The sequence below is a fragment of the Protofrankia sp. Cas4 genome, from assembly GCF_963555915.1.
Lineage (GTDB): Bacteria > Actinomycetota > Actinomycetes > Frankiales > Frankiaceae > Protofrankia.
The window spans coordinates 1-20,476 of the sequence record NZ_CAUVXL010000248.1 but is presented as its reverse complement, the minus strand read 5'-3'; the positions used below and the strand labels follow the sequence as shown (position 1 = coordinate 20,476).

Sequence of the window (20,476 nt, the reverse complement as noted above, 5' to 3'; positions counted from 1 at the left end):
GGTTGCTGGACCGCATCGGCCGCCACCTGCCCGATCTGCTCGTCGGCCGTGGTGAGCGCGCGGGCGTCGACCGGCTGCTCCCTGGCCAGCCAGGGCCGGACCGGCTGGTCCCAGGCCAGCCAGGCCCAGGCCAGCCAGGCCCAGGCCAGCCAGGCCCAGGCCAGCCAGGCCCGGACGTGTCGGCGAGTCCGCGATCGGACCGTGATGACACACCCGAGATCCCGGAGTTCCCATGGCTTGCGTGACGATCCGTTACTGGGCTGCGGCCAGGGATGCGGCCGGGGTACCTGAGGAGCAGCAGAACGCCGATACCCTTGCCGACCTACTGGACGCCGTCTCCCTGGGCCGCCCGGGGCGGTTGAACGCCGTGCTGGCGCGCTGCGCGTTCCTCGTGGACGATGCTCCGGTCGGCACCCGGAGTCATGCCGACGTGGCACTTGTGGACGGCGCTGTGGTGGAGGTGCTCCCGCCGTTCGCCGGTGGGTGATGGCCGCCATGATCGACTCTGCGCGATAGACCTGTTCGGCAGGCTTCGTCCCGTTCGTCGCGCTCGCATCATCGCCGGGGTAGTCGCCGGGGTATGGGAACATGGTGGTGTGCGAGCCCGCGGGGCCGAGACGGCCGTCAGGACGGAGTCGGCAGACGTGCCGGCATCCGTGACTGCGCCGCGGTCACGGCGGGCGGGTGGACCGCCGGTGTTTCTCACCGGTGTCTCGATAGTGGTAGCCGCGGTCGTCCCGGCGCTCGTTGCCGGCGTCGGGCCGTTGCCACTCGTCGCCGTCATCGCCGTCGAGCAGTTCCTCCTCGGCTGGGCATGGGTGCGGACGTTTGCCGGTTCCATCGGGACGTTGGTGATCGTCGGCTTGGCCGCGCTGGCCGCGGACGCCACCGCGCTGCTCACCGACTCCCACGAGCTCGGCGATGGCGCCGGGGTCATCGGTATCGCGGTGGTGGCGGTCATCCTCGGTCAGCTGGCGCGGCGGCGGGCCAGCCCCGGTACGGCGACATCGGATCAGCCCGTGCGGGTGACGGTGGACATGGCCGCGGGGCTCAGTGGGGTGGTCATCGTCACCCTGCTGACCGGCTACGTGGACGCGGCCTCGATCGAAACGCCGACCGGCCGGGCGGTCGGCCCCGCGATGGTGGCTGTCGGCCTCGTCGGCGGGGGTTTGGCTGTCCTGGTCGCGCGGGCCTGCGCGGGGCTCGTCGGCGGCCGGGTGGCCCGCCCGGCCGGCTGGCCGTTGATCTCCCGGCTCATCGGCGTGGTGGCGGCCGGTGCCGGTGGGGCTGTCTTCGGCGCCGCATCCGGCGGGTTGACCGTTTCCGACGGCACGGCGATCGCGACGGTAGCCGCGGCGGTAGCCGTCATCATCGACATGGCTGTCGCCCGTGGGGTCGCCGAACTCCGTGCCAGTGGTGATCCGGAGTTCGAATGGCCCCTTGTCGCGGTACTCCCGCTGGCGGTGGCGGCGGTGTTCGTGTATGCCGCCGCGCACACGCTCGCAGGATGACCCGTTCGCGTGGAAGATTATCAACGGTGACCACATCTGGTGACCGCTAGCCCACGCCGGCCGGCGGGCGAGACGCAAGGTCAGGAAGAAGTTGGCGCCCGAATGCGCTGGACGCAGTCGTGACCGGGATGTGGGTGTTATTCGGGGCGCTGGCGGCTGTCGGTGTGATCATTATGACCATTCGGGTTCGAGACGGGCGGTTCCGGATGACACGCACGTCGGCGTCGGCGTCGGGCAGCTCGGCTGCCGGAATCGCTGCTGCTGCTGGCAGCGTTCCGGGCGTAGTGGGCGCATCCACGACTTTTGACACGCCTGATGTGGGTTCTCGTGCCAGTGCTCATCCGCGCGACGGGGAGTCGCTTATGGATCTTGCAAGCGAGCTTGTGGAGCTGGGTATCACGCCCGGCGCGCGTGCCACGCTGCTGCAGTTCTCCACGGCGTTCTGTGCTCCCTGCCGGACGACCCGGCGGATCCTCGCCGACGTCGCTGCGACCGTTGCGGGCGTGCGCCATCTTGAGGTCGATGCCGAGTCGCATCTGGAGCTGGTCAGGCGGCTGCGGATCCGGCGGACGCCGACCGTCCTGGTCCTTGATGGGCAGGCTTGGGAAGTAGCTCGGGCCAGCGGCGCCCCACCGAGCAGGGCGGCCGTCTTCGCCGTGTTGGAACTCGCTGTAGGTGAGGTGTCCACCTCAGACGGCGAGGTGACGTGATCGACTCTGGAGCCGGCACTTTCGATCACCGCGACAGGTGGTCGGATCGGTAACACATCGGTCATGTTCGCTGCTACGGTCGTGAGGTTATGTTTGCCACCGAGCTCGTCAGCCGCCGCACGATCGATCTGTGTCGTGTCGGTAGCACATCGTGTCGACTTTCCTGATCTGTGCGTTGATGTCGCCCGCTGTCAGCGGGCCCGCCCTTCAGGAGATGAGTTCGTGGTCGACCCGCGAGGTCCTCGATGTGCCGCAGTTGTGACCAGTGTTGTCCTCGCGGTGGTCACGCTGACCGCCAGCGGATGGCTACTTCTCGCGCAGACAGCGGTCTTCCTCACCGGGGCCGTCCTCGGAGTCCGGTGGGCACCGTACGGGTTACTCTATCGCATCTTGATCCGCCCCCGCCTCGGGCCGCCGGCCGAGCTGGAGGATCCACAACCGCCCCGGTTCGCGCAGGCGGTCGGTGCGGCCTTCGGTGCGGTGGGCACGATCGGATTTCTCGCCGGTGTCCCCGGTCTTGGATACACCGCCACCGCGCTTGCATTTGTAGCGGCGTTCCTGAATGCTGCCATCGACTTTTGTCTCGGTTGCCAGATATATCTCGCCATACGTTCCGTGAAGGGAGTGCACGCATGAGTCGTTCCGATGCGCTCGTCGACCCGTCCTGGGCCGATGCGCACCTGACAGACCCCAAGGTTGTCCTGGTCGAGGTCGACGAGGATGTCTCCGCCTATGACAAGGGTCACATCCCGGGTGCGGTCCGCCTCGACTGGAAGTCGGAGCTTCAGGACCCGGTGATCCGCGACTTCGTCAACAAGGAGCAGTTCGAGAAGCTGCTGTCGACCAAGGGCATCTCGAACGACGACACGGTCGTTCTCTACGGCGGTAACAACAACTGGTTCGCAGCGTATGCCTACTGGTATTTCACCCTCTACGGGCATGCCGACGTCAAGCTGCTCGACGGTGGCCGCAAGAAGTGGGAGCTGGACAGTCGCGCGCTGACTGACGAGGTCCCGAACCGCCCGGCCACCCAGTACACCGCCAGCGACGTCCGCACCGACATCCGCGCCTTCCGGGATGAGGTCATAACCGCGATCGGCGAGAAGAACCTCGTCGACGTGCGCTCGCCCGACGAGTTCGCCGGGCGGCTGCTTGCTCCGGCGCACCTGCCACAGGAGCAGTCGCAGCGGGCCGGGCACGTCCCGACCGCAAAGAACATCCCGTGGGCGAAGACCGCGAACGAGGACGGCACGTTCAAGACGAACGACGAGCTGACCACCCTGTACTCCGACGCGGGGGTGGATCTTACGCAGGAAACCATCGCGTACTGCCGTATCGGCGAGCGTTCGGCACACACCTGGTTCGCGCTGCACGAGCTGCTCGACCTGCCGAATGTGAAGAACTACGACGGCTCGTGGACCGAGTACGGTTCACTGGTCGGCGTCCCGATCGAGAAGGGCGCCTGACACGTGTGCGGTGCGACCAGCGGCGGACCTTCGGTGGAGGGAATTGACGTGGCCAAGGAAACTGTCATCCAGGGCGTCGTCCTGAAGGACGGCTCGCCCGTTTCGTCAGGTTATGCGCGCTTGTTGGACGAAGGCGGGGACTTCACCGCCGAGGTGCCGCTGTCCGCGACCGGTCAGTTCCGTTTCTTTGCCCGACCGGGCTCGTGGACCGTCCGGGCGCTGGTCCCGGGCGGCTCCGGAGAACGGAAGGTTGTTGCCCGCCAGGGCGAGCCTGTCGACACCGAGGTGGAAGTAGCCGCATAGGTTTTTCCACGACTCCGGCGGCGCGCGCAGGGTTACGATCGCGCCGCCGGGGTTTCCGGCTCTCACCGCAGGTTCCCCTCACCGCAGGTTCTCAGTAACCACTCGACCGGGGCGCGGGAATGCTCTGGCTGGTGCATGCAGCCCGCGTTGGCACGGCAAACGCCATCGGGCCGACGGCGAAGTCACGCAGACCGTTATCGGTCGCGAACAGTGCAGCGGAACTCCGGTCCGGAAATGGTGCGACGACTCGCCGGACCGTCCGCCGCGCGGTGGTGTCGAACTGGACGACTGCGTACAGGACATCGGGTTCGTGCATCATGCCATTACAAAACCCCATCAGGCTGACGCCGTGAAGGAGTCTCCTCGTGTCCTGGCCGTGGTCTGCCTTTGCAGGAGCTGTTGCTCGGCAGGTGGGGCCGTCGCCTGGCAGGGTTCTGAAGGCTGGTATCAGCAGGTCAGGTCAGGTCAGTACACGAGCCCCTGGGCTCCCTCGGCCAGTATCTCCGACACGAAGACGGCGGCGCCCGCGATGCGTACACTTGGGAGTACATCATTGGGGCCGATGCCTCGCCGTGCCGCACACTGAGTACAGACAGTTACCTGTCCACCGGTCAGAACCGCATCCAGCAGGTCGTCCAGAGGTGCGGACTCAGGCAGCACGAATGCGGCGGCGCGTCCCGGCAGCGCGAACCAGGCGGACTCGCCGGTGAGCCACAAGGAGACGGCCGCACCGCTGGCGACTGCGACGGCGGCGACGGTGAACGCCTGCGAGCATCGCTCCGGCGCGTCCGAACCGGCAGTTGCCTTGATGACCAGGGAACGCATAGGGCCCAGTCTGCACGGTCCGGCGAACCCGGGAGGCCTGCGCGCCATCAACATGATCATTGTGATGATCGATGAGTGGGCCGGTTGGCTGTCCCCACAGACGATGCACAGCTCGCGCCAAGGGTTCTGACGGGAAGGATCCTCATCGTGGTGCCATGACCGATTTCACCGCAACGCCGTTGAACAGGCGCAAGCTCTTCGCACTCGGTGGTGTCACGCTCGGCGGAGCCGCGCTAGCCGGTTGCCAGCTCACCAGCCTCCCCGGTGGATCGTCGGGTACAGGCACGGCTACGGCGACTCCCTCGGCCACGACTTCGGCGGCCAGTACCTGTGTGCTGACCTCGGAGGTGACCGAGGGTCCGTACTGGCTGGACAACAGTCTCGTACGCAAGGACATCACCGAGGGTAAGTCCGGTGCCGCACTCACGCTGCGGCTCACCGTCGTCGACTACAAGAATTCGTGTGTTCCGCTGGCGAACGCGGCGGTGGAGATCTGGCACTGTGACGCCTGGGGCTACTACTCGGGCTACACCACTGCCACTCCCGGTGGCAGCGCGCCCGCCGAGGATGGTGTCGGTAACGAGAAAACCTACCTGCGTGGAATTCAGCTCACCAACAGTCGCGGCATCGTCGAGTTCAAAACAATCTTTCCCGGCTGGTACAGCCCGCGCGCCGTGCACATCCACTGCAAGGTCTACACCGGTGGCGCGGTGGACAGCGCCACCAACACCTATGAGGGCGGTACGGCTCACCACACCGGTCAGTTCTTCTTCTCGGACAGCCTGGTGACGCAGGTGGAGGCGACCAAGCCATACAGTTCGCACACCGGCACGATCACCACGCTCGCCAATGACATGGTCTACACGGGCAAGGGCGTGCAGGACGGCATGCTGACAGTGGTCGGGTCGGCCTCCGCAGGCTTCATCGGCACGATCGCTGTTGGTGTTGATCCCAGTTTCACTGCGGCCTCAGGCGGTGGCGGTGGCGGCGGCACCCCGCCGGGTGGTACCCCGCCGGGTGGTACCCCGCCGAGCGGTGCTCCCGGTACCCCGCCGACCGGCACCCCGCCAAGTGGTGCACCGAGCGCATCGCCCACCAGTGCGTAACGGGATGCGCTAAGACCACCCATGCAGCCGCACTCTGCGGCTGCATGGGTGCGGCTGCAGGGGTGCCGCACCGCTGCGTCACAGGGCTGGTATCACGGCGCCGGACCGGTGCATGACGGATAGGCTGGGCGCGTGCTGGAAATATTCTTCACCGCACTGTTGATCACGGTGGCGGTACTCATCGGGTGGTTCTCCGTGTACGTCGTCTACAAGCTGTACGCAGGCCAGCGTTGAGCGTTTCCGGCACGCGCCCGCGTGCGGCGGTGCCGACGTGACCACACCGCCGGGGCCGGTCGTCGACCTCCATCCCAGCCTGCTGCCACTGGCGTTCCTCCTGGGTACCTGGCGCGGTGAGGGCGTCGGTGGCTACGAGGGGATGGATGGCTTCCGCTACGGCCAGGAGGTCGTTTTCGCCGGCACCGGCCGGCCGGCTCTGTCGTACGAGTCCCGGACCTGGTGGGTCGGTGAGCCTCGGGACGGCCGCGACGAGGGAAGCCCGTTGGCCGCCGAGGTCGGGTTCTGGCGCGTTGCGCCACCGGATGGCGACGGGCCTCCCACGGTCGAGGTCATGCTCGCCCATCCGTTCGGCATCAGCGAGATCTACGTCGGTGATGTGGTCGGTACGCGGGTGGATCTGCGGTCCAACGTCGTGATCCGGACTGCCACGGCACGCAGGGTGAACCGTTCAGAGCGGCTGTACGGCATCGTCGAAGACGGTGATCTTGCCTATGCCATTGACATGGAGGCTGAGGGCAAGCCGTTGCAGTCTCACCTGTCCGCGCGTCTTGCACGGGTGCGCTCGTAAGAGCGCCCGGCACTCAAGGGCCTGCAGAGGCTCCGCGTCGCTGCATCCGGGGGCTCGCTTCGGCGGTCTCGGTCTCGGTCTCGGTGGTGGTGACTCGGGCTTGCCAGGCCTTCTCCCGCTCGATGGCGCCGGCGAACCCGAGCGTGACGGCTGGGTCGAAGTTTTCGTCCGAGTAGGTACGGGTGCAACCGAGCACACGGTCGATCTCGTCGGCGGTGATCGCCGTCAGCGGAAGCTGGCCGGTGAGGTAGACGTCCCCGACCTGGTCTATCGAGAAGTGCACGCCGTAGGTCCTGGCGTTGCGTCCAAGCAGGAACGCGTAGGTGCCCGCCGGATTCTCGGCGGGCCTGCGCATGAAGAACGCCTCGATGAGCAGGGTGTGGTCGCCTATGATCAGCCAGGTCATCGTCCGGAGCCTGTGGTCACCTTCCAGGGTAACCAGGAATGATCCTTCGTCCACCCGCTCGTAGACCAGGCCGATGTCGTCCAGGGCATCGTCGATCACACGGTCGATGCGCGCCCGCTCGATGTCGTCCACAGGCAGTGACACAGTTCACCTCCGAAGTGATCATATGGGATGGGCGCGGAACAACAGGCCGTCAGGCGGTCGCTGGAACGGTCGCCAGCGCCGCTGCGTCACGGTAGCCGGCCAGGACCCCGCGTGCTGTCGCAGACCAACCGAACTCCGTGGCGCGCCGCACCGCGCCGGCGGCGAGCCGCTGCCGCCAGCGGGGCTGACCGATCAACCGGGCCAGCGCATCGGCGTAGGCGGCCGGATCACGTCCTTCCACCAGGATTCCCGAAATGCCGTGGCGGACAGCCGTGCGCAATCCGCCGACGGCGGCCGCGACGACCGGCGTTCCACAGGCCTGGGCCTCAAGCGCGACCAACCCGAAGCTCTCGCTGTGGCTGGGGACGACGACCGCGCTCGCGGCCCGGTACCAGTCGGCGAGCTCCAGCTGGGGGACTGGTGGCTGAAATCGGACAACGTCGGAGATGCCCAGCTCGGCGGCGAGCTTGACCAGCGCGTCCGGCCGGTCGAGGCCTGAGCCGCTCGGTCCGCCGACGATGGCGACCAGCATGCGGTCCCGCAACGCCGGTTCATGGGCCAGCAGGTGGGCGGCGGCGTGTAGAAGCATGTCAGGCGCCTTGAGCGGCTGGATTCGCCCGACGAAGAGCAGCAGCACCACGTCCAGCGGCAGGCCGAGGCGGGTCCGCGCCGCCGACGCCTCCCCAGGGCAGAACACTTCCAGATCGACTCCGGGCGCCACCACGTCGACAAGGTTCGGATCCGCTGCGTAGAGATCGATGAGATGTTGCCGCTCGTCAGCGGTGGATGCGATCATCCGGCTCGCACCGGCGACGACCTCCTGCTCGCCGGCGATTCGGTTCGGCGGTTCTGGCCGGTCACCGTCAGCAAGCGCATGGTTCTTGACCTTTGCCAGGGTGTGGGCCGTGTGCACCAGCGGGACCGCCCATCGCCGGGAGAGGGCGAGCCCCACCTGGCCGGACAGCCAGTAGTGCGAATGGATGACATCGAACCAGCCGGGCTCCTGTGCGGCCTCAGCCCGCAGTACATCCACGATGAACGAGCACAACCAGGCCGGCAGGTCCTCTCGTCCGACGTCCCCGAACGGGCCCGCATCGACGTGGCGCACTGTGACCCCGGGGGCCAGGGTGACCGTCGGCTCCACCGTGCTGCTGGTGGCTCTGGTGAAGATCTCAACCTCGGTGCCGAGCGTGGCGAGCTGCCGGGACAGCTCGACCACGTACACATTCATCCCGCCCGCGTCGCCGGTCCCCGGTTGTTCCAGCGGCGATGTGTGCATCGACAGCATGGCGACCCGACGAGGGTGGCCGAACCGGACCCGACGCACCGACCACCTCCACAATGAGCCGGACGCATCGATCGCCAGCTTCCCGAGTGTTCGAACAACGGATCGGCCGCCTGCATGCCCGGACACGGTCGATGACATGCACATCGCCCTGCGGGCACCTCCGCCCGAGGTCTGCGGTACGAGGTACGGGCCGGCTGTCTCCTAAGCGGTGGGTCCCTCGTCCCGACGGGAGCCCGGTACATACTGCCAGCAGTAGAGCCGATGGGCTGATTTCGGCCGACGCATAATTATGATCTTATTTTTGGTGATGTCTGCTGTGCCGACCGGCCTGCACCGACCGCCGGTGGCTGTTCGGGGGGCGGCGGTCGGGGTGGCCGGGGCCCTGCGATCGTGAAGCTGTGTCCGGTACCTCTCCCGTCCACCGTCGTGAGCCTCGACTGGCCGCTGGCCGTGCCAGAGCACTGGGGCTCGCGACCCGCGGGACGACCAATCCGAATCGCCTGCGCAGGGTGGATCGCTGGATCATCGGGACGCAGGCGGCCCGCCTACGCGGTGTGCCCGCCCCGCTGGTCGTCGATCTCGGTTTTGGTTCATCCCCGATTACCACGGTTGAGTTGTACGAACGATTGGCGCGGGTCGTACCCGACGTCCGGGTCGTCGGGTTGGAGATCGACCGGGACCGGGTGGAGGCGGCGGCCTCGGCCGCCCACCCGCCACGGCTGGCCTTCACCCATGGCGGATTCGAGCTCGCGGGGCTGCGCCCCGTGCTGGTTCGCGCGCTGAACGTGCTCCGCCAGTATGAGGCCGCGGCGGTCGGCCCGGCCTGGGCGTCGATGCTCGAACGGATCGCCCCCGGCGGTCTGCTGGTCGAAGGGACCTGCGACGAGATCGGCAGGCGCGCATGCTGGTTCGCCATCGACGGTTCACGCGCTGCCTCCACCGAAGCGGGCACGGTGGTGCGTCCGGGGACACCGGGACCCCTGTGGGAGTTCTCACCGCAATCATGGCCGGGTGGCACCACGCTCACCCTGGCGGCGCATCTGCCGAGCCTGAGCCGTCCATCCGAGATCGCGCAACGGCTGCCGAAGTCGCTGATCGCCCGCAACGTTCCAGGCGAGGACGTACATGCGTTGCTGACCTCGTTCGACGACGCCTGGATGCGGATGGCGCCGCGCGCGGTGTTCGGGCCGAGGCAACGATGGGTCGCGGCGGTCGAAGCCATGCGGGCGGACGGTTGGCCGGTGCGCGGCACCGTGCGGCGATGGCGACTGGGCGAGGTCACCGTGGCATGGCCGCCCACCCGTGCGGGCGCTGCCACCGCCACGGTCAGCGGCTGAGCATCAGCGATGCGCGCCCAGAGCCGTCTGGAAGGCCGCGTGGGTGGCCTCGTCGAACAACACGAAGCGGGCTTCCCGCACGCTGGTCGGCGTGGCCAGGACGGTGCCCACGGCAATGCGGGCGGCGTCCTCACGTGGCCAGCCGTATGCACCCGCGCTGACCGCGGGGAATGCCACGGATTCGGCGCCAAGCTCGGCTGCGACACGCAGGGCCTGCTGGTAGCAGGACCGCAGTAGCTGCGAACGGTCCTGCGTGGCCGACCAGACCGGGCCGACCACGTGGATGACATGCCGGGCGGTCAGCCGTCCCGCTGTCGTGGCAACCGCCTGGCCGGTCGGCAGACCACCGCCGAGGGCGCCTGCACGCAGCGCCCGGCATGCGGCGAGGATCTCGGGTCCGCCGCGACGGTGGATCGCGCCGTCCACTCCGCCGCCACCGAGCAGTGACGAGTTCGCCGCGTTGACGACGGCATCGACGTCCTGCTCGGTGATGTCCCCCCGTACCAGCGTCACTTCAACCATGACCGCCATCTTCGACGACCGCCATCTTCGACGACCGCCGTCCGCGGCGACACAGGGCCCAACTCCCGTGTTGGGGTAGGTGGCACGTAGCGCTATCACGACCTTTTCTACCGACGGCCAAGGCCGACGGACGTCGGGCGTAGGTCCCAAAGGTCGCCATCACGACCGAACTGACCTACCGCTGACTGGTGTCAGCCGCCGCCGCGTGGGCGGCATCAGGAACTCGGGCGTCGGGTCGGGGCAATCTTGTCGAGGACTGCGAGGTCGTCGGCCCGTGGCTGCCACTCTCCGGCCGCGGCGTTCGCTCGGACCTGTTCCGCCGTGGTGGCGCCGGCGATCACCGAGGCGACCGCCGGCTGCGCGGCCAGCCCACCCATCGCCACGTCCAGCAGCGAGCGGCCGCGTTCGCGGGCGAAGGTCTCCAGTGCCTCGACCCGGTCGAACACCGCGTCCGTCAGCTCGTCCTGGCGACCCGCGAGCCGTGCTCCAGGCTGCGGCTGTTCGTCCCGCATGTATTTCCCGGTAAGAATGCCGTTCGCGAGCGGGTAGTACGGCAGCACGCCGATGCCGTACTTCTGCGCGGCCGGGACGAGTTCAGCCTCCACACCGCGTTCCAGCAGGTTGTAGTGGTTCTGAGCCGAGATGAAGCGGGTGGTACCGGAAGCGCGTGCGGTCCACTCGGCGTCCGCGATCTGCCAGGCCACCAGGTTCGATGAGCCCACGTAGCGGACCTTGCCTTCGCGGACGACCTCGTCGAGTGCGGTCAGGGTCTCCTCGACCGGGGTGAACGCGTCGGGTCCGTGGAGCTGGAAAAGATCGATGTAGTCGGTCTGAAGTCGGCGAAGCGATCCTTCCACGGCTTTGCGGATGTATCGACGGGAAGCGCGTGCGTTGAAGTCGGGGCCGTATGAGCCACCCATGTCGTGGCCGAACTTGGTAGCGAGGACCACGTCGTCGCGTCGAGTTCGCAGGATATGGCCGAGCAGGGTTTCCGATCCGCCCTTGTTGCCGTAGGTGTCAGCGGTGTCGAAGAGCGTTATGCCGTTGTCGAGTGCTGCGGTGACGACGGCCCGGGTGCCCTCGAGGTCAACCCTTGAACCGAAGTTGTTGCAGCCGAGACCGACGACGGAAACCAGCAGGCCGGAGGATCCGAGCGGGCGAAATCTCATCTCTCAATACAACACGAGACACCACGGGTCCCGCACGTTCGGGTCCGGGACCCGTGGTCGCCGAAACATACCGGTGATGTATGGTTGTGTTTCTCGAGTGCTGGTGGAGTCCGCTTGGGAAGCGTCCCTGGTCGCGGGGGCGCCGACCGGACTCGCCGAGGTCAGTCAGACGAAGCGGCGTCGCTGACGGCGGTGCCTACAGTTTCGGCTGCTCTGCGAGTTGACGTGCGAGCGGCCATGGTCTGGCTGACCGCAGCCCTGGTCCGGGAAACAGCCTCCTCGGTGACCGGGCTCCGGCGAATGCTGGAAACCCGCTTTTCGCCCCGATCGGCAAAGCTGTTGTAGAGCGACGTTGCGCGTCCTTGCAGGTCGGAAAGTTGCGAACCCACCGTGGCCGGCAGCGCTCGGACCACTGTCTGCACGTTGATCGGTAGTTTCTGAGCCTGGGTGGAAATGTCGTTGACTCGGCCGGGCAGCTTCTTGACCTCGTCCACGTAGGTCGTGGGAAGGGTGAGGATCTTCTCAACGGCGGCGTCGGCAGCCCCCACGGAGGCGTACAGGGGCTTGCGGACCTCGGATAGCGGCATCTTGACGGTGCCCTCAAAATCGGCGGCGTCGTCCGATGCCTGGGCGTCTGTTCGGATGGTGGCCATTGCTACCTCCTGCTTCGCGGTTATGGCATGGCCTTCGGTTGTCGGCGTGTTGCCGATCAATTGATCTTTAGGCGTCCTCTGCCGGGTCAGGGGTGGCTCGTTCAACGGTCGCCATAGTGGTCGGCGCGGAGCCATCGGCTGCGGTCGGGCCGGCCTTCGTCGGGGCCTTGCCATTGGCATCCCTGTCGGCTTCCCCACCGGCGCCGGTTGAGCGTGGTCGCCGAGCCGCCGGCATTCGTGGTTCGGTATCGCCGACCGGTCGGGTTCTGACCGTCTTCCGCGCGGTTGTGGTTCTCTTTGGCTGGCTGCCCTTGGTGGAGCTGGTCGTGGCCGCCGCGACGCCCTGTGGGGTGTCGCCGTTCGGGGGGGCGGCCGATTGGTCGGAATCGGTGTCCAGCCCCGATTCGGGGTCTGCGTCTGCGCCCGCGTTGTCCTGCTCGGTGTTCGAGCCGTCAACCGTGGGTGATTCGGGATTCAGGTCGTAGGTCGAGTTCTCCTTACGGAACGCGTCATAGATCTCAATGATAACCTGCTTCTGCCGCTCGGTGAGACTCGCGTCCGCGAGGATCGAGACGACGACGTCATTGTCGGATGACCGCTCGTCTAGAATCCCGGCCTGAACGTAAAGTACCTCCGCGGAGATTCGGAGTGCCTTGGCGATCTGCTGCAGTATCTCCGCGGACGGCTTTCGCAGACCACGCTCTATCTGGCTCAGATAGGGATTGCTGACCCCGGCCTGCCGAGCGAGCTGACGAAGGGAAATCTGTGCGGTTTTGCGCTGGTCCCTGATGAAGTCTCCGAGATCACGCACATTCAGGGGTGGCACGTTGGGTGTCAACCTCCTCCCATCTAGAGCGTATTGGCCGGCGGTGACGCGAAAATTCGTGACCACGTCGCCTTTGGCTGAGTGGAACCCCGGAAGAAGCAGATCTGTAATGGTGGGATCCGCAAGACCGAGCAACCAACGCTGTGAAGCGTACGTCCGACTGCTAGCTGTGGCAAGCGCCCAGCCGACCTGGGTACGCCGCGCCTGAGGATCAGCGGGCTCGGCACCGCACTGATTTGATCATGATGGACGGGTCTGTCGGCCGCTCTAACGTGTCGCGTGCGCAAGCCATTCACGCTGTGTCGCAAGTGCAGACTCGGCTTTCGCTGCCTCGTCCGTGCGTCCGCCGGCCCGGGCCCGGTCCAGCTTTGCCTCCAGCTTGGCGACAGACTCCCGCAATGTCGCCACAAATGCGGACTCCGTCGTCTCCGGACGGCGCCACCGCGCGTCCGCCGCGTGACGGATGCGGTCACCGGCGGCGGACAGCCGGCGTTCAAGGTCGGCGCCGGCCTCCCGCGGCACCTTCCCGATGGTGTCCCAGCGTTGTTCGATGTCCCGAAACCTGCGTAGCGCCTGGTCTGACTGGCCAGGGTCGATCGCGGCGGCCTCGGCGAGCAGCTGCTCCTTGCCGGCCTGATTCGCGCGCAGCTCGGCGTCACGTTCGGCGTTGGCCGTGTTGCGGCGGGCGAAAAACGCGTCCTGCGCGGACCGGAAGCGCAGCCACAGGGTGTCCTCGACGTCCTTGGGCGCGCGTCCTGCCGCCTTCCACTCGTCCAGCAGCGTCCGGTACCGAGCGCCGCTGGACGACCACTCCGTGGAGTCGGCAAGGGTTTCGGCCTCGGCGACGATCGCCTCCTTGCGCTCCTTGGCCTGCGCACGCTGCTGGTCAAGTGCGGCGAAGTGAGCGGTCCGGCGTCGGTTGAACTCATCGCGGGCAGCGGTCACTCGTTTCCACAGGTCGGTGTCCGTGCGGCGATCCACCCCGGTGATCGCCCGGAACTCGGTGGCGATAGCGCGGAACCGTTCGCCCGACGCCTTCCAATCGGAGCTGCGGGCGAGGCGTTCGCCTTCGGCGACGATCGCCTCCTTGGCTTCGATCGCCGCGGCGGCCCGCTGGGCCCGCTCGGCTGCGCGTTTGGCCTTCTGCTCGTCGACTGCGCGCAGGATCGCCTCGAGGCGCCGGGTCAGGATTTCAAGATCACCCACGACGGCGGCGGTGTCAAGGGAGCTCAGCAGCCGGCGCGCGCTCGCGGCGAGGTCCGCCGGCTCAGCGCTGGGGACGGTGAGGCGCCGTTCGAGCAGCACGACTTCGGCCGCCAGGTCGTCATAGCGCCGGCCGAAGTGTGCGAGGCCCTCTGCCGGGCTGCCGGCCCGCCAGGATCCGACCGGGCGTTCGCCCGCGGCCGTCCGCACGTACACGGTGCCGTCGTCGCCGACGCGCCCCCAGTCGGAACTGTTGCGCTCGCTCATTGTGGTCCCGAAGATCGACATCAGGTCGATTGACATTCTTGCAGGGATCGCGCCGAAGGGGCACACCTGATTGTCCGACCAGAAGCCGAAGCGCTGTTATCGGACTCAATGTGTTCAATCTGTGACGTTCCGTGGAAGTTTGGATGTTGCTCGCAGGCCTGAACGGTGATCGGATGTCGGCTCTGTGTGGTCGCCGTGTCGACACGGCTTGGTCGTATACAAATGCCCCGTCACCGGTCAAGATTCCTAACCGTGTACCGAACAGGTCCGTCCCACCTGGGCACGCATGGTCGGTCGGCAGCCCGGTCGTGCCCGGTCGCTGCGCCATGAGCTCGGTGTTCCAACGTCGAGGGTGGCGGGTGGCGGCACTGTTGCTGCCGGCCCTCGTCGGTCTCGGCGTGTTCACGATCGCTCCGGCGCTGGTCTCGGCGTTCGCCGCGGGCACCGACAAGACTCTCACCAGTCCGAGCTTCCACTGGGTCGGCACTGCCAATTTCCGTGATGCTCTGCACGATCCGAACCTTGCACAGGCTGTCCGTAATACCGTGGTCTACTGTCTGATCACCGTTATTCCGGCCGTGGCGGTCGGCCTCGGCCTGGCGCTCGCGGCCGAGCGGGTGACCCGGGGACGTGCGCTTGTCCGCCTGGCACTGTTTCTTCCGGTGAGTGCCAATCTCGTTGCCGTGGCGGTTGTTTTCTCCTATATTTTCTCAGCCAGTCCGCACGCGCTGGCGAACACCGTGGTCGGCTGGTTCGGTATCCGCCCGGTCGACTGGCTCGGGGATACATCCACCGCCTTGCCGGTGGTGGCGTTCGTCGGCGCCTGGCGGTTGGCGAGTTTCGTCTTCGTCGTATATCTTGCAGGGCTCACCACAATCCCGAGATCGGTGCACGAGGCCGCTGATGTCGACGGCGTCCGCGGCTGGGCGAGGCTGCGTCGAATCACGCTGCCGCTACTGGCTCCCACCACGGTATTCGTTGCAGTTTTTGCGACGATTCTCACCCTGCAGACGTTCGAGACGGTCGCGGTCCTCACACAGGGTGGTCCGCTGGGCTCGAGTACGACGATCGTGTACTACATTTACGAGGCAGGATTTACCGGATCGTTTCGGATCGGCTATGCCTCGATGCTGGCGTTGTTGTTGCTGGTCGCCGTCGTCCTGCTCGGCGTCGCCGGTGCCGTCGTCGGGCGATGGGCCCGTGCCCGAGCCGCTCGTGAGGTGGCGGTGTGAACATCGAGAGCATGTCAGTGGCGATTCGCCGCCAGCCGGTCGGCTCCCCTGTATCGATCATCTCAACCGGCCTGCGCTGGGCGTTCCTCGCCGCTGGGATCGGCGGCGCCTTCCTGCCATTCTGGTGGATGCTGCGTACCGCGGTTGGTCCACCGCAGAGCGTGCTCGGGTTGTCGTCGAACCTGATCCCGTCGGGCATTGACTTCGCGGCCTTCCCGCGTGCGTTCGACGCGGCAGACCTCGGCCGCGCGCTGGTGACCGGAGCCGGGGTGAGCATCGCGATCACGCTTCTACAGCTCGCCACCGCGATACCAGCGGCCTATGCATTCGGTTGCCTCCGGTTTCGTGGCCGCGGCGTGCTGTTCGCGGTGGTGCTCGCGACTCTGCTGGTACCGCCACAGGTCACCGCCATACCGAACTATGTGACGATTTCCGCGCTTGGCCTGGCCGATACCAGGGCCGGGTTGGTGCTGCCCTTCATGACGAACGCCGCGGGAATATTCCTGCTCCGTCAGTATATGAGCACGATTCCGGTAGCGCTCCTCGAAGCGGCCAGAATGGACGGCCTCGGCACCTGGCGGACGCTGCGTGCGGTCGTCCTACCGCTGTCGACACCGGCGGTCGCCACGGTCGCGACCTTCAGCTTCCTGCTCTCCTTCAATGAGTATCTTTGGCCGTTGCTGGTGGCACGCTCACCGGATATCGCGACCCCGCCGTTGGCTCTGGCGAACCTGGTTTCGGCCAGCGGCGGTTTCCCGGACTTCGCCCAGCTTTCGGCTGCGGCGTTGATTGTAAGCATTCCGACACTTGTCGTGTTCATCCTTGCTCAGCGGCGATTGGCCGCCGGAATCACCGGCACCGGCACCGGTGTCGGTGCCGAGGGATGAGGGCGTGCCCGAGAGGAAGACACTTGATCCGGACCCGTCTGTCCAGACCGCTTGAGGCCGCCGGCCGCGCAAGGAAGATCATGGCTGGGCTGCTCGTCCTTGCCACTGTCGTGTTCCTGGCTACCGCGTGCGGGGCCGTCGGTTCGAGCGGCCCGTCGGTCAACCCCAGCCTCCGCCCGACCGCGCGACCCGCGACCGCTGCCGTGGACGACGTCAACGGAGCCAGAGCGTCCACCCAGTGCGCCACCAAGGTCAAGACACTGCGGATGACCGTCAGCGGCCCGCTCAACGACACGGCCAAGTCCGGCAAGGCATATATGGAGAAAGCCCATCCGGGCCTGACCGTTGAGATCACGTCGACTGCGACCACCTACACCCAGATTGTCCAGCAGATCAGCGCCGACGCCTCGGCCGGGCGCAAGACCGACCTTGCGGTGGCCGGGTTTGACCTGCTGCCCACCTACGTCGAGCAGCTCGACGCGCAGGAGCTGGCGCCGCGTTTGTTGCGCGCCTCCTACGACCAGCGGTTCACGACTCTGGGCAAGGTCGGCACCCAGCTGTACGCCGTTCCCCAGCAGGTGTCCGTCCCCGTTCTGCTCTACAACACCGAAATGCTCGCCAAGGCCGGCGTGGATCCGAAATCCCTGGCCGACACCGGCGGTGTGATCGCCGCAGCCGACAAGATCAAGGCTGCGCTGCCGGGCGTCCAGCCGATCGACCTGCCCACCGGGGATCAGTTCGGCCAGTGGTTCCTCAACACGATCGCCGGCTCGAAGGGCGCGAACATCCAGAACGCGGAAGGCCGGCCGAACTTCACCACCGACGCCGCTCGTGCCGCCGCCGGCTTCCTGGCCAAGGTCGGCAGCTACGGGCCGCAGTCGAAGACACCGACCGATGCCCTGGTCCGGTTCGGTTTCGGTAAGCAGACCGCCATGGCCGGGGCGAGCATCAACTCGGTTGTGCCGGGGCTACGGGAACTTGACCAGCAGGGCAAGGGCCCTTTTCCGCTCGGAGTGGCGCCGATCCCGGTCCTGCCGGGCGGCACACAGCACCCGGTGGCCGGTGGCAACGGTCTCGTGGTGCTCGCAACCGATCGTTGCCAGAATGAGATGGCCACCGAACTGATGGTGTCGCTGCTCGCTCCGGACGTGGTCGCAGCCGGTGTGGAGGCGCTGAGCTACCTACCTGTCGACATTGAAGCCGCCAACCGGCTGGTACCGCTCTACCAGCAGTTTCCGCAGCTCGTACCCTTCAACGCAATGGTGGACTCACTCGTTCGGGCGCCCTACTGGACCGGGACGCGTGGTGGTGAAGTACCCGCGCTTGCGTCGGATGAGGTCCAGAAGATCATGATGGGTGCGGATCCGGCAGCGACCCTGACCGAGTTGCAGAGCCAGGCGGAGAATCTCACCCAATGACCGTCCGCATCCACCGTTGGCGGCGCTGTCTCCCGCGATCGCCTGCTCGCCAGCTCGCCCACCGGCCGGCTCACCAGGTCGCTCACCTGCCGGATCACCTGCCGGATCAGCTGCCGGATCAGCGGTTGTCGTCGGGAAGACGACCGTGAGTGGATCGTTGGTTGAGCCTGCTACGGGCAGGGGGAGGCTCGCGGGTGATCCCGGCGTGACGGCGGCTGGGGCCGCCGCCGCCGGGTCCGGGGTCCGCATCGAGGTGGACGGGGTCAGCCGGACCTTCGGCGCCGTCCGTGCGCTCGACGCAGTGAGCCTGTCAGTGGAGCCGGGGGAGATCGTGGCCCTACTCGGGCCATCTGGATCCGGGAAGTCGACGCTGCTGCGGATCTGCGCCGGTCTTGAGGCGCCGACCGCCGGTGACCTGCGGTTTGGCGGCATCAGCCAGCGTGGTGTCGCACCGCACCAGCGCGACGCCTCGATGGTGTTTCAGCATTTTGCGCTCTACCCGCACCTGACCGCGCTTGACAACCTCGTGCTGGCGCTGAGGTACGGGCGCGGGATGTCGAAGTCGGCGGCCCGGGCGCGGGCCCGCGAAACGTTGGAGATGCTTACCATCGGCGATCTGGCGGGCCGTCGGCCGGCACGGTTGTCAGGCGGCCAGCGGCAGCGGGTTGCCATCGGGCGGGCGTTGGCCACCCGGGCGAAGGTCGTCCTGCTCGACGAACCCATGTCGGGGCTTGATGCGCAACTGCGGGTTGAGCTTCGGGTGGAGATCGTGGCCCTGCTGCGTGGCCTGGGGTCGACCGCGCTGTTCGTCACCCATGACCAGGCCGAAGCCATGGCGGTTGGTGATCGGGTCGCCGTACTCAATCGTGGACGCCTCGAGCAGATCGGCACTCCGGACGAGATCTATGACCGGCCGGCCACGCGGTTCGTTGCCACCTTCGTCGGTGGCCCGCCGATGAATGTCTGCGATGGCACCTGGGTGGACGCAACGCTGCGCGGCAGGGGTTTTGTCGTTCCCGCGCCGGCCGGTGCGGTAGCGGTGGGTGTTAGGCCGGAGCATCTGCACCTGGCCGGGCCGGGCGAGGCTGGGGATCGCGCCGGTAGCGCCACGGGTCGGGAAGACGCCTTCCGGATCGGCGGCGAGGTGGTCGTGGTCGAACGCCTCGGCGCCGATCGTTCGGTGTACGTCCGGACCGAGGCCGGCATGCTCGCCGTCCGGCTCGGCGCCGATCACCTGACTCCCGGTGGCAAACAGGTGACGCTTGGCGCGTCGTTCGAGTCGTTGATTTTCTTCGACCAGGATGGGTGCCTCCTGTCGTCCTGACCGCGGTAGTCGGCGCGTTCATACCGTGATTGTACCAGTATATCCGGTTCTGGGTGCTTGTGTGCAGTTCGGCGACCGCCTGCATTGAGCGATCAGTAAGGCACAATGCGTGTGATCTCGTTGTAGTCCACGCTCCGCCACCGTCTAAGAGTGACGGTACGATCTTTTTGATCGCTTGCTTGATAGCAAGCTGTTGGGCGGATGGCGGTGGTATCGGAGGCTTGATGGGGTGTAGATGCGGTCAATGTTGCGAACACCGTGCATTCGGCGTGGTTGTGCGCGTCCTGTTGCCTCCAAGTGACCCGTGTGCACGCATCGCGCCGAAGTAGTCACTGTACGAAAGAGGCCGTGCCACCTACTGTTGTTCACTGCTCACCAATTGCGACTCGAAGGAGGCGGATGATGTTGACCGACGGTGCCGGTGCTTGCACCCACCCGCTCGCGTTCGTCCGAGCGCAGCGTGGCTGGTCCTACCAGAGGTTGGCCCGGGTGGTGGCGCGTCGAGCGCGCGACCTGGGGGTGGCCAACATGGCGGCGGAGCGCCAGAAGGTCTGGCGTTGGGAACACCGCGGCGTGGTGCCCGATCGGGTGTCACAGCTCGCTCTCGCCGCCGAACTCGGCGTCCCGTCGGAGAAGGTCGAGGCCCATCCATGGCCAGCCTGGCTGCCGACCGGTGATGTTGTACGTACCGACTACCCCTGGAGCGGCGCGGGCAGCCTGACGTCCATGATTGATGTTGTCGAGGACGCCCTGACTGACCGTCGTGGATTTCTGACCATCACCGGAGCCGGCGTGGCTGCCCTGGCCGGCGAGTGGTTGAACCTCGAGCCTTCCCGGCTCGCTGCGGCGCTGGGCGGCGGGCCGGTGGACGCGCAGATCGTCAACCGCATCGAACACAACATCCCCGGGTTACGTCTGATGGACGATCGGCTTGGTGGTGAAAGTGTCCGGCGGCTGGTGGACGCCGAACTCGGCGTGGTCACCGATCTGCTGGCGCGGGGTTCGTACCCGGAGAAGATCGGGGAACGGCTCCAGCTGCTGGCGGCCGAACTTGCCCGGGTGGCGGGCTGGGCG

The 20,476-nt window shown here is 66.9% G+C and carries 21 protein-coding genes and 2 pseudogenes; 15 read left to right on the top strand and 8 right to left on the bottom strand.

Annotated elements, in window-relative coordinates:
* The 7 genes and pseudogenes from U9979_RS22580 to U9979_RS22550 all read left to right on the top strand — a co-directional run.
* Nucleotides 1-245: pseudogene (locus U9979_RS22580) on the top strand (hypothetical protein); the annotation flags it as partial.
* Nucleotides 233-487 (top strand): MoaD/ThiS family protein, encoded by a 255-nt coding sequence (locus U9979_RS22575; RefSeq protein ID WP_322750436.1) that lies wholly within the window; start codon nucleotides 233-235, stop codon nucleotides 485-487. The pseudogene U9979_RS22580 and the gene U9979_RS22575, both read left to right, overlap by 13 nt.
* 208 nt (nucleotides 488-695) lie before the next feature.
* Nucleotides 696-1,511, top strand: coding sequence for a hypothetical protein (locus U9979_RS22570; protein WP_322780872.1), 816 nt, complete (start codon nucleotides 696-698; stop codon nucleotides 1,509-1,511).
* 362 nt (nucleotides 1,512-1,873) lie between these two features.
* A complete protein-coding gene (locus U9979_RS22565; RefSeq protein WP_322780871.1) occupies nucleotides 1,874-2,221 on the top strand; it encodes a thioredoxin family protein in 348 nt (115 codons plus the stop codon).
* Between the two features lie 222 nt (nucleotides 2,222-2,443).
* Nucleotides 2,444-2,857: a DUF4395 domain-containing protein gene (locus U9979_RS22560; RefSeq protein ID WP_322780870.1), complete on the top strand. Its 414-nt coding sequence runs from the start codon at nucleotides 2,444-2,446 to the stop codon at nucleotides 2,855-2,857.
* A complete protein-coding gene (locus tag U9979_RS22555) occupies nucleotides 2,854-3,687 on the top strand; it encodes a sulfurtransferase (RefSeq protein ID WP_322780869.1) in 834 nt (277 codons plus the stop codon). The genes U9979_RS22560 and U9979_RS22555 overlap by 4 nt, the downstream gene beginning before the upstream one ends.
* Nucleotides 3,688-3,690: 3 nt before the next feature.
* Nucleotides 3,691-3,990: a DUF1416 domain-containing protein gene (locus U9979_RS22550; RefSeq protein ID WP_322750431.1), complete on the top strand. Its 300-nt coding sequence runs from the start codon at nucleotides 3,691-3,693 to the stop codon at nucleotides 3,988-3,990.
* A gap of 465 nt (nucleotides 3,991-4,455) precedes the next feature.
* On the opposite strand, the gene U9979_RS22540 is transcribed toward U9979_RS22550, so the two are convergent.
* Nucleotides 4,456-4,815, bottom strand: a complete 360-nt coding sequence (locus tag U9979_RS22540) for a DsrE family protein (protein WP_322780868.1) — start codon at nucleotides 4,813-4,815, stop codon at nucleotides 4,456-4,458.
* Between the two features lie 155 nt (nucleotides 4,816-4,970).
* On the opposite strand from U9979_RS22540, the gene U9979_RS22535 reads away from it, so the two are divergent.
* Both U9979_RS22535 and U9979_RS22530 read left to right on the top strand, forming a co-directional pair.
* Nucleotides 4,971-5,921, top strand: a complete 951-nt coding sequence (locus U9979_RS22535; protein ID WP_322780867.1) for an intradiol ring-cleavage dioxygenase — start codon at nucleotides 4,971-4,973, stop codon at nucleotides 5,919-5,921.
* A 271-nt stretch (nucleotides 5,922-6,192) separates the two neighbouring features.
* Nucleotides 6,193-6,726, top strand: a complete 534-nt coding sequence (locus U9979_RS22530) for an FABP family protein (RefSeq protein WP_322750428.1) — start codon at nucleotides 6,193-6,195, stop codon at nucleotides 6,724-6,726.
* A 13-nt stretch (nucleotides 6,727-6,739) separates the two neighbouring features.
* Here U9979_RS22530 and U9979_RS22525 read toward each other — a convergent pair whose 3' ends face one another.
* Together U9979_RS22525 and mshA are read right to left on the bottom strand one after the other, a co-directional pair.
* Complete coding sequence (locus U9979_RS22525; RefSeq protein WP_322780866.1) at nucleotides 6,740-7,276, bottom strand: YbjN domain-containing protein; 537 nt, start codon at nucleotides 7,274-7,276, stop codon at nucleotides 6,740-6,742.
* A gap of 49 nt (nucleotides 7,277-7,325) precedes the next feature.
* Nucleotides 7,326-8,564 carry a D-inositol-3-phosphate glycosyltransferase gene (gene mshA, locus U9979_RS22520; protein WP_322780874.1) on the bottom strand — a complete coding sequence of 413 codons (1,239 nt, stop codon included), beginning with the start codon at nucleotides 8,562-8,564 and terminating at the stop codon, nucleotides 7,326-7,328.
* A gap of 398 nt (nucleotides 8,565-8,962) precedes the next feature.
* On the opposite strand from mshA, the gene U9979_RS22515 reads away from it, so the two are divergent.
* Nucleotides 8,963-9,901, top strand: a complete 939-nt coding sequence (locus U9979_RS22515) for a class I SAM-dependent methyltransferase (protein WP_322780865.1) — start codon at nucleotides 8,963-8,965, stop codon at nucleotides 9,899-9,901.
* A 3-nt stretch (nucleotides 9,902-9,904) separates the two neighbouring features.
* On the opposite strand, the gene U9979_RS22510 is transcribed toward U9979_RS22515, so the two are convergent.
* The 5 genes from U9979_RS22510 to U9979_RS22490 form a co-directional block, all read right to left on the bottom strand.
* On the bottom strand, nucleotides 9,905-10,423 hold the full coding sequence (locus U9979_RS22510) for an O-acetyl-ADP-ribose deacetylase (protein WP_322750425.1): 519 nt from the start codon (nucleotides 10,421-10,423) through the stop codon (nucleotides 9,905-9,907).
* Nucleotides 10,424-10,638: 215 nt separating this feature from the next.
* On the bottom strand, nucleotides 10,639-11,592 hold the full coding sequence (locus tag U9979_RS22505) for an aldo/keto reductase (protein ID WP_322766233.1): 954 nt from the start codon (nucleotides 11,590-11,592) through the stop codon (nucleotides 10,639-10,641).
* A 161-nt stretch (nucleotides 11,593-11,753) separates the two neighbouring features.
* Nucleotides 11,754-12,245 (bottom strand): hypothetical protein, encoded by a 492-nt coding sequence (locus U9979_RS22500; protein ID WP_322751981.1) that lies wholly within the window; start codon nucleotides 12,243-12,245, stop codon nucleotides 11,754-11,756.
* 67 nt (nucleotides 12,246-12,312) lie between these two features.
* Entirely contained in the window at nucleotides 12,313-13,071 is a 759-nt protein-coding gene (locus tag U9979_RS22495; protein ID WP_322780864.1) for a helix-turn-helix domain-containing protein, read from the bottom strand.
* A gap of 267 nt (nucleotides 13,072-13,338) precedes the next feature.
* On the bottom strand, nucleotides 13,339-14,562 hold the full coding sequence (locus U9979_RS22490) for a DUF349 domain-containing protein (RefSeq protein WP_322780863.1): 1,224 nt from the start codon (nucleotides 14,560-14,562) through the stop codon (nucleotides 13,339-13,341).
* A 305-nt stretch (nucleotides 14,563-14,867) separates the two neighbouring features.
* Between U9979_RS22490 and U9979_RS22485 the strand changes: the two genes are divergently transcribed.
* The 5 genes and pseudogenes from U9979_RS22485 to U9979_RS22465 form a co-directional block, all read left to right on the top strand.
* Nucleotides 14,868-15,773 (top strand): sugar ABC transporter permease, encoded by a 906-nt coding sequence (locus U9979_RS22485; RefSeq protein ID WP_322780862.1) that lies wholly within the window; start codon nucleotides 14,868-14,870, stop codon nucleotides 15,771-15,773.
* Between the two features lie 11 nt (nucleotides 15,774-15,784).
* A complete protein-coding gene (locus tag U9979_RS22480; RefSeq protein WP_416210650.1) occupies nucleotides 15,785-16,660 on the top strand; it encodes a carbohydrate ABC transporter permease in 876 nt (291 codons plus the stop codon).
* 80 nt (nucleotides 16,661-16,740) lie between these two features.
* Nucleotides 16,741-18,078, top strand: coding sequence for an extracellular solute-binding protein (locus U9979_RS22475; protein WP_322780873.1), 1,338 nt, complete (start codon nucleotides 16,741-16,743; stop codon nucleotides 18,076-18,078).
* Nucleotides 18,079-18,283: 205 nt separating this feature from the next.
* Nucleotides 18,284-19,402, top strand: a complete 1,119-nt coding sequence (locus U9979_RS22470) for an ABC transporter ATP-binding protein (RefSeq protein ID WP_322750075.1) — start codon at nucleotides 18,284-18,286, stop codon at nucleotides 19,400-19,402.
* A 402-nt stretch (nucleotides 19,403-19,804) separates the two neighbouring features.
* Nucleotides 19,805-20,476 (top strand): annotated as a pseudogene (locus U9979_RS22465) (transcriptional regulator); the annotation flags it as partial.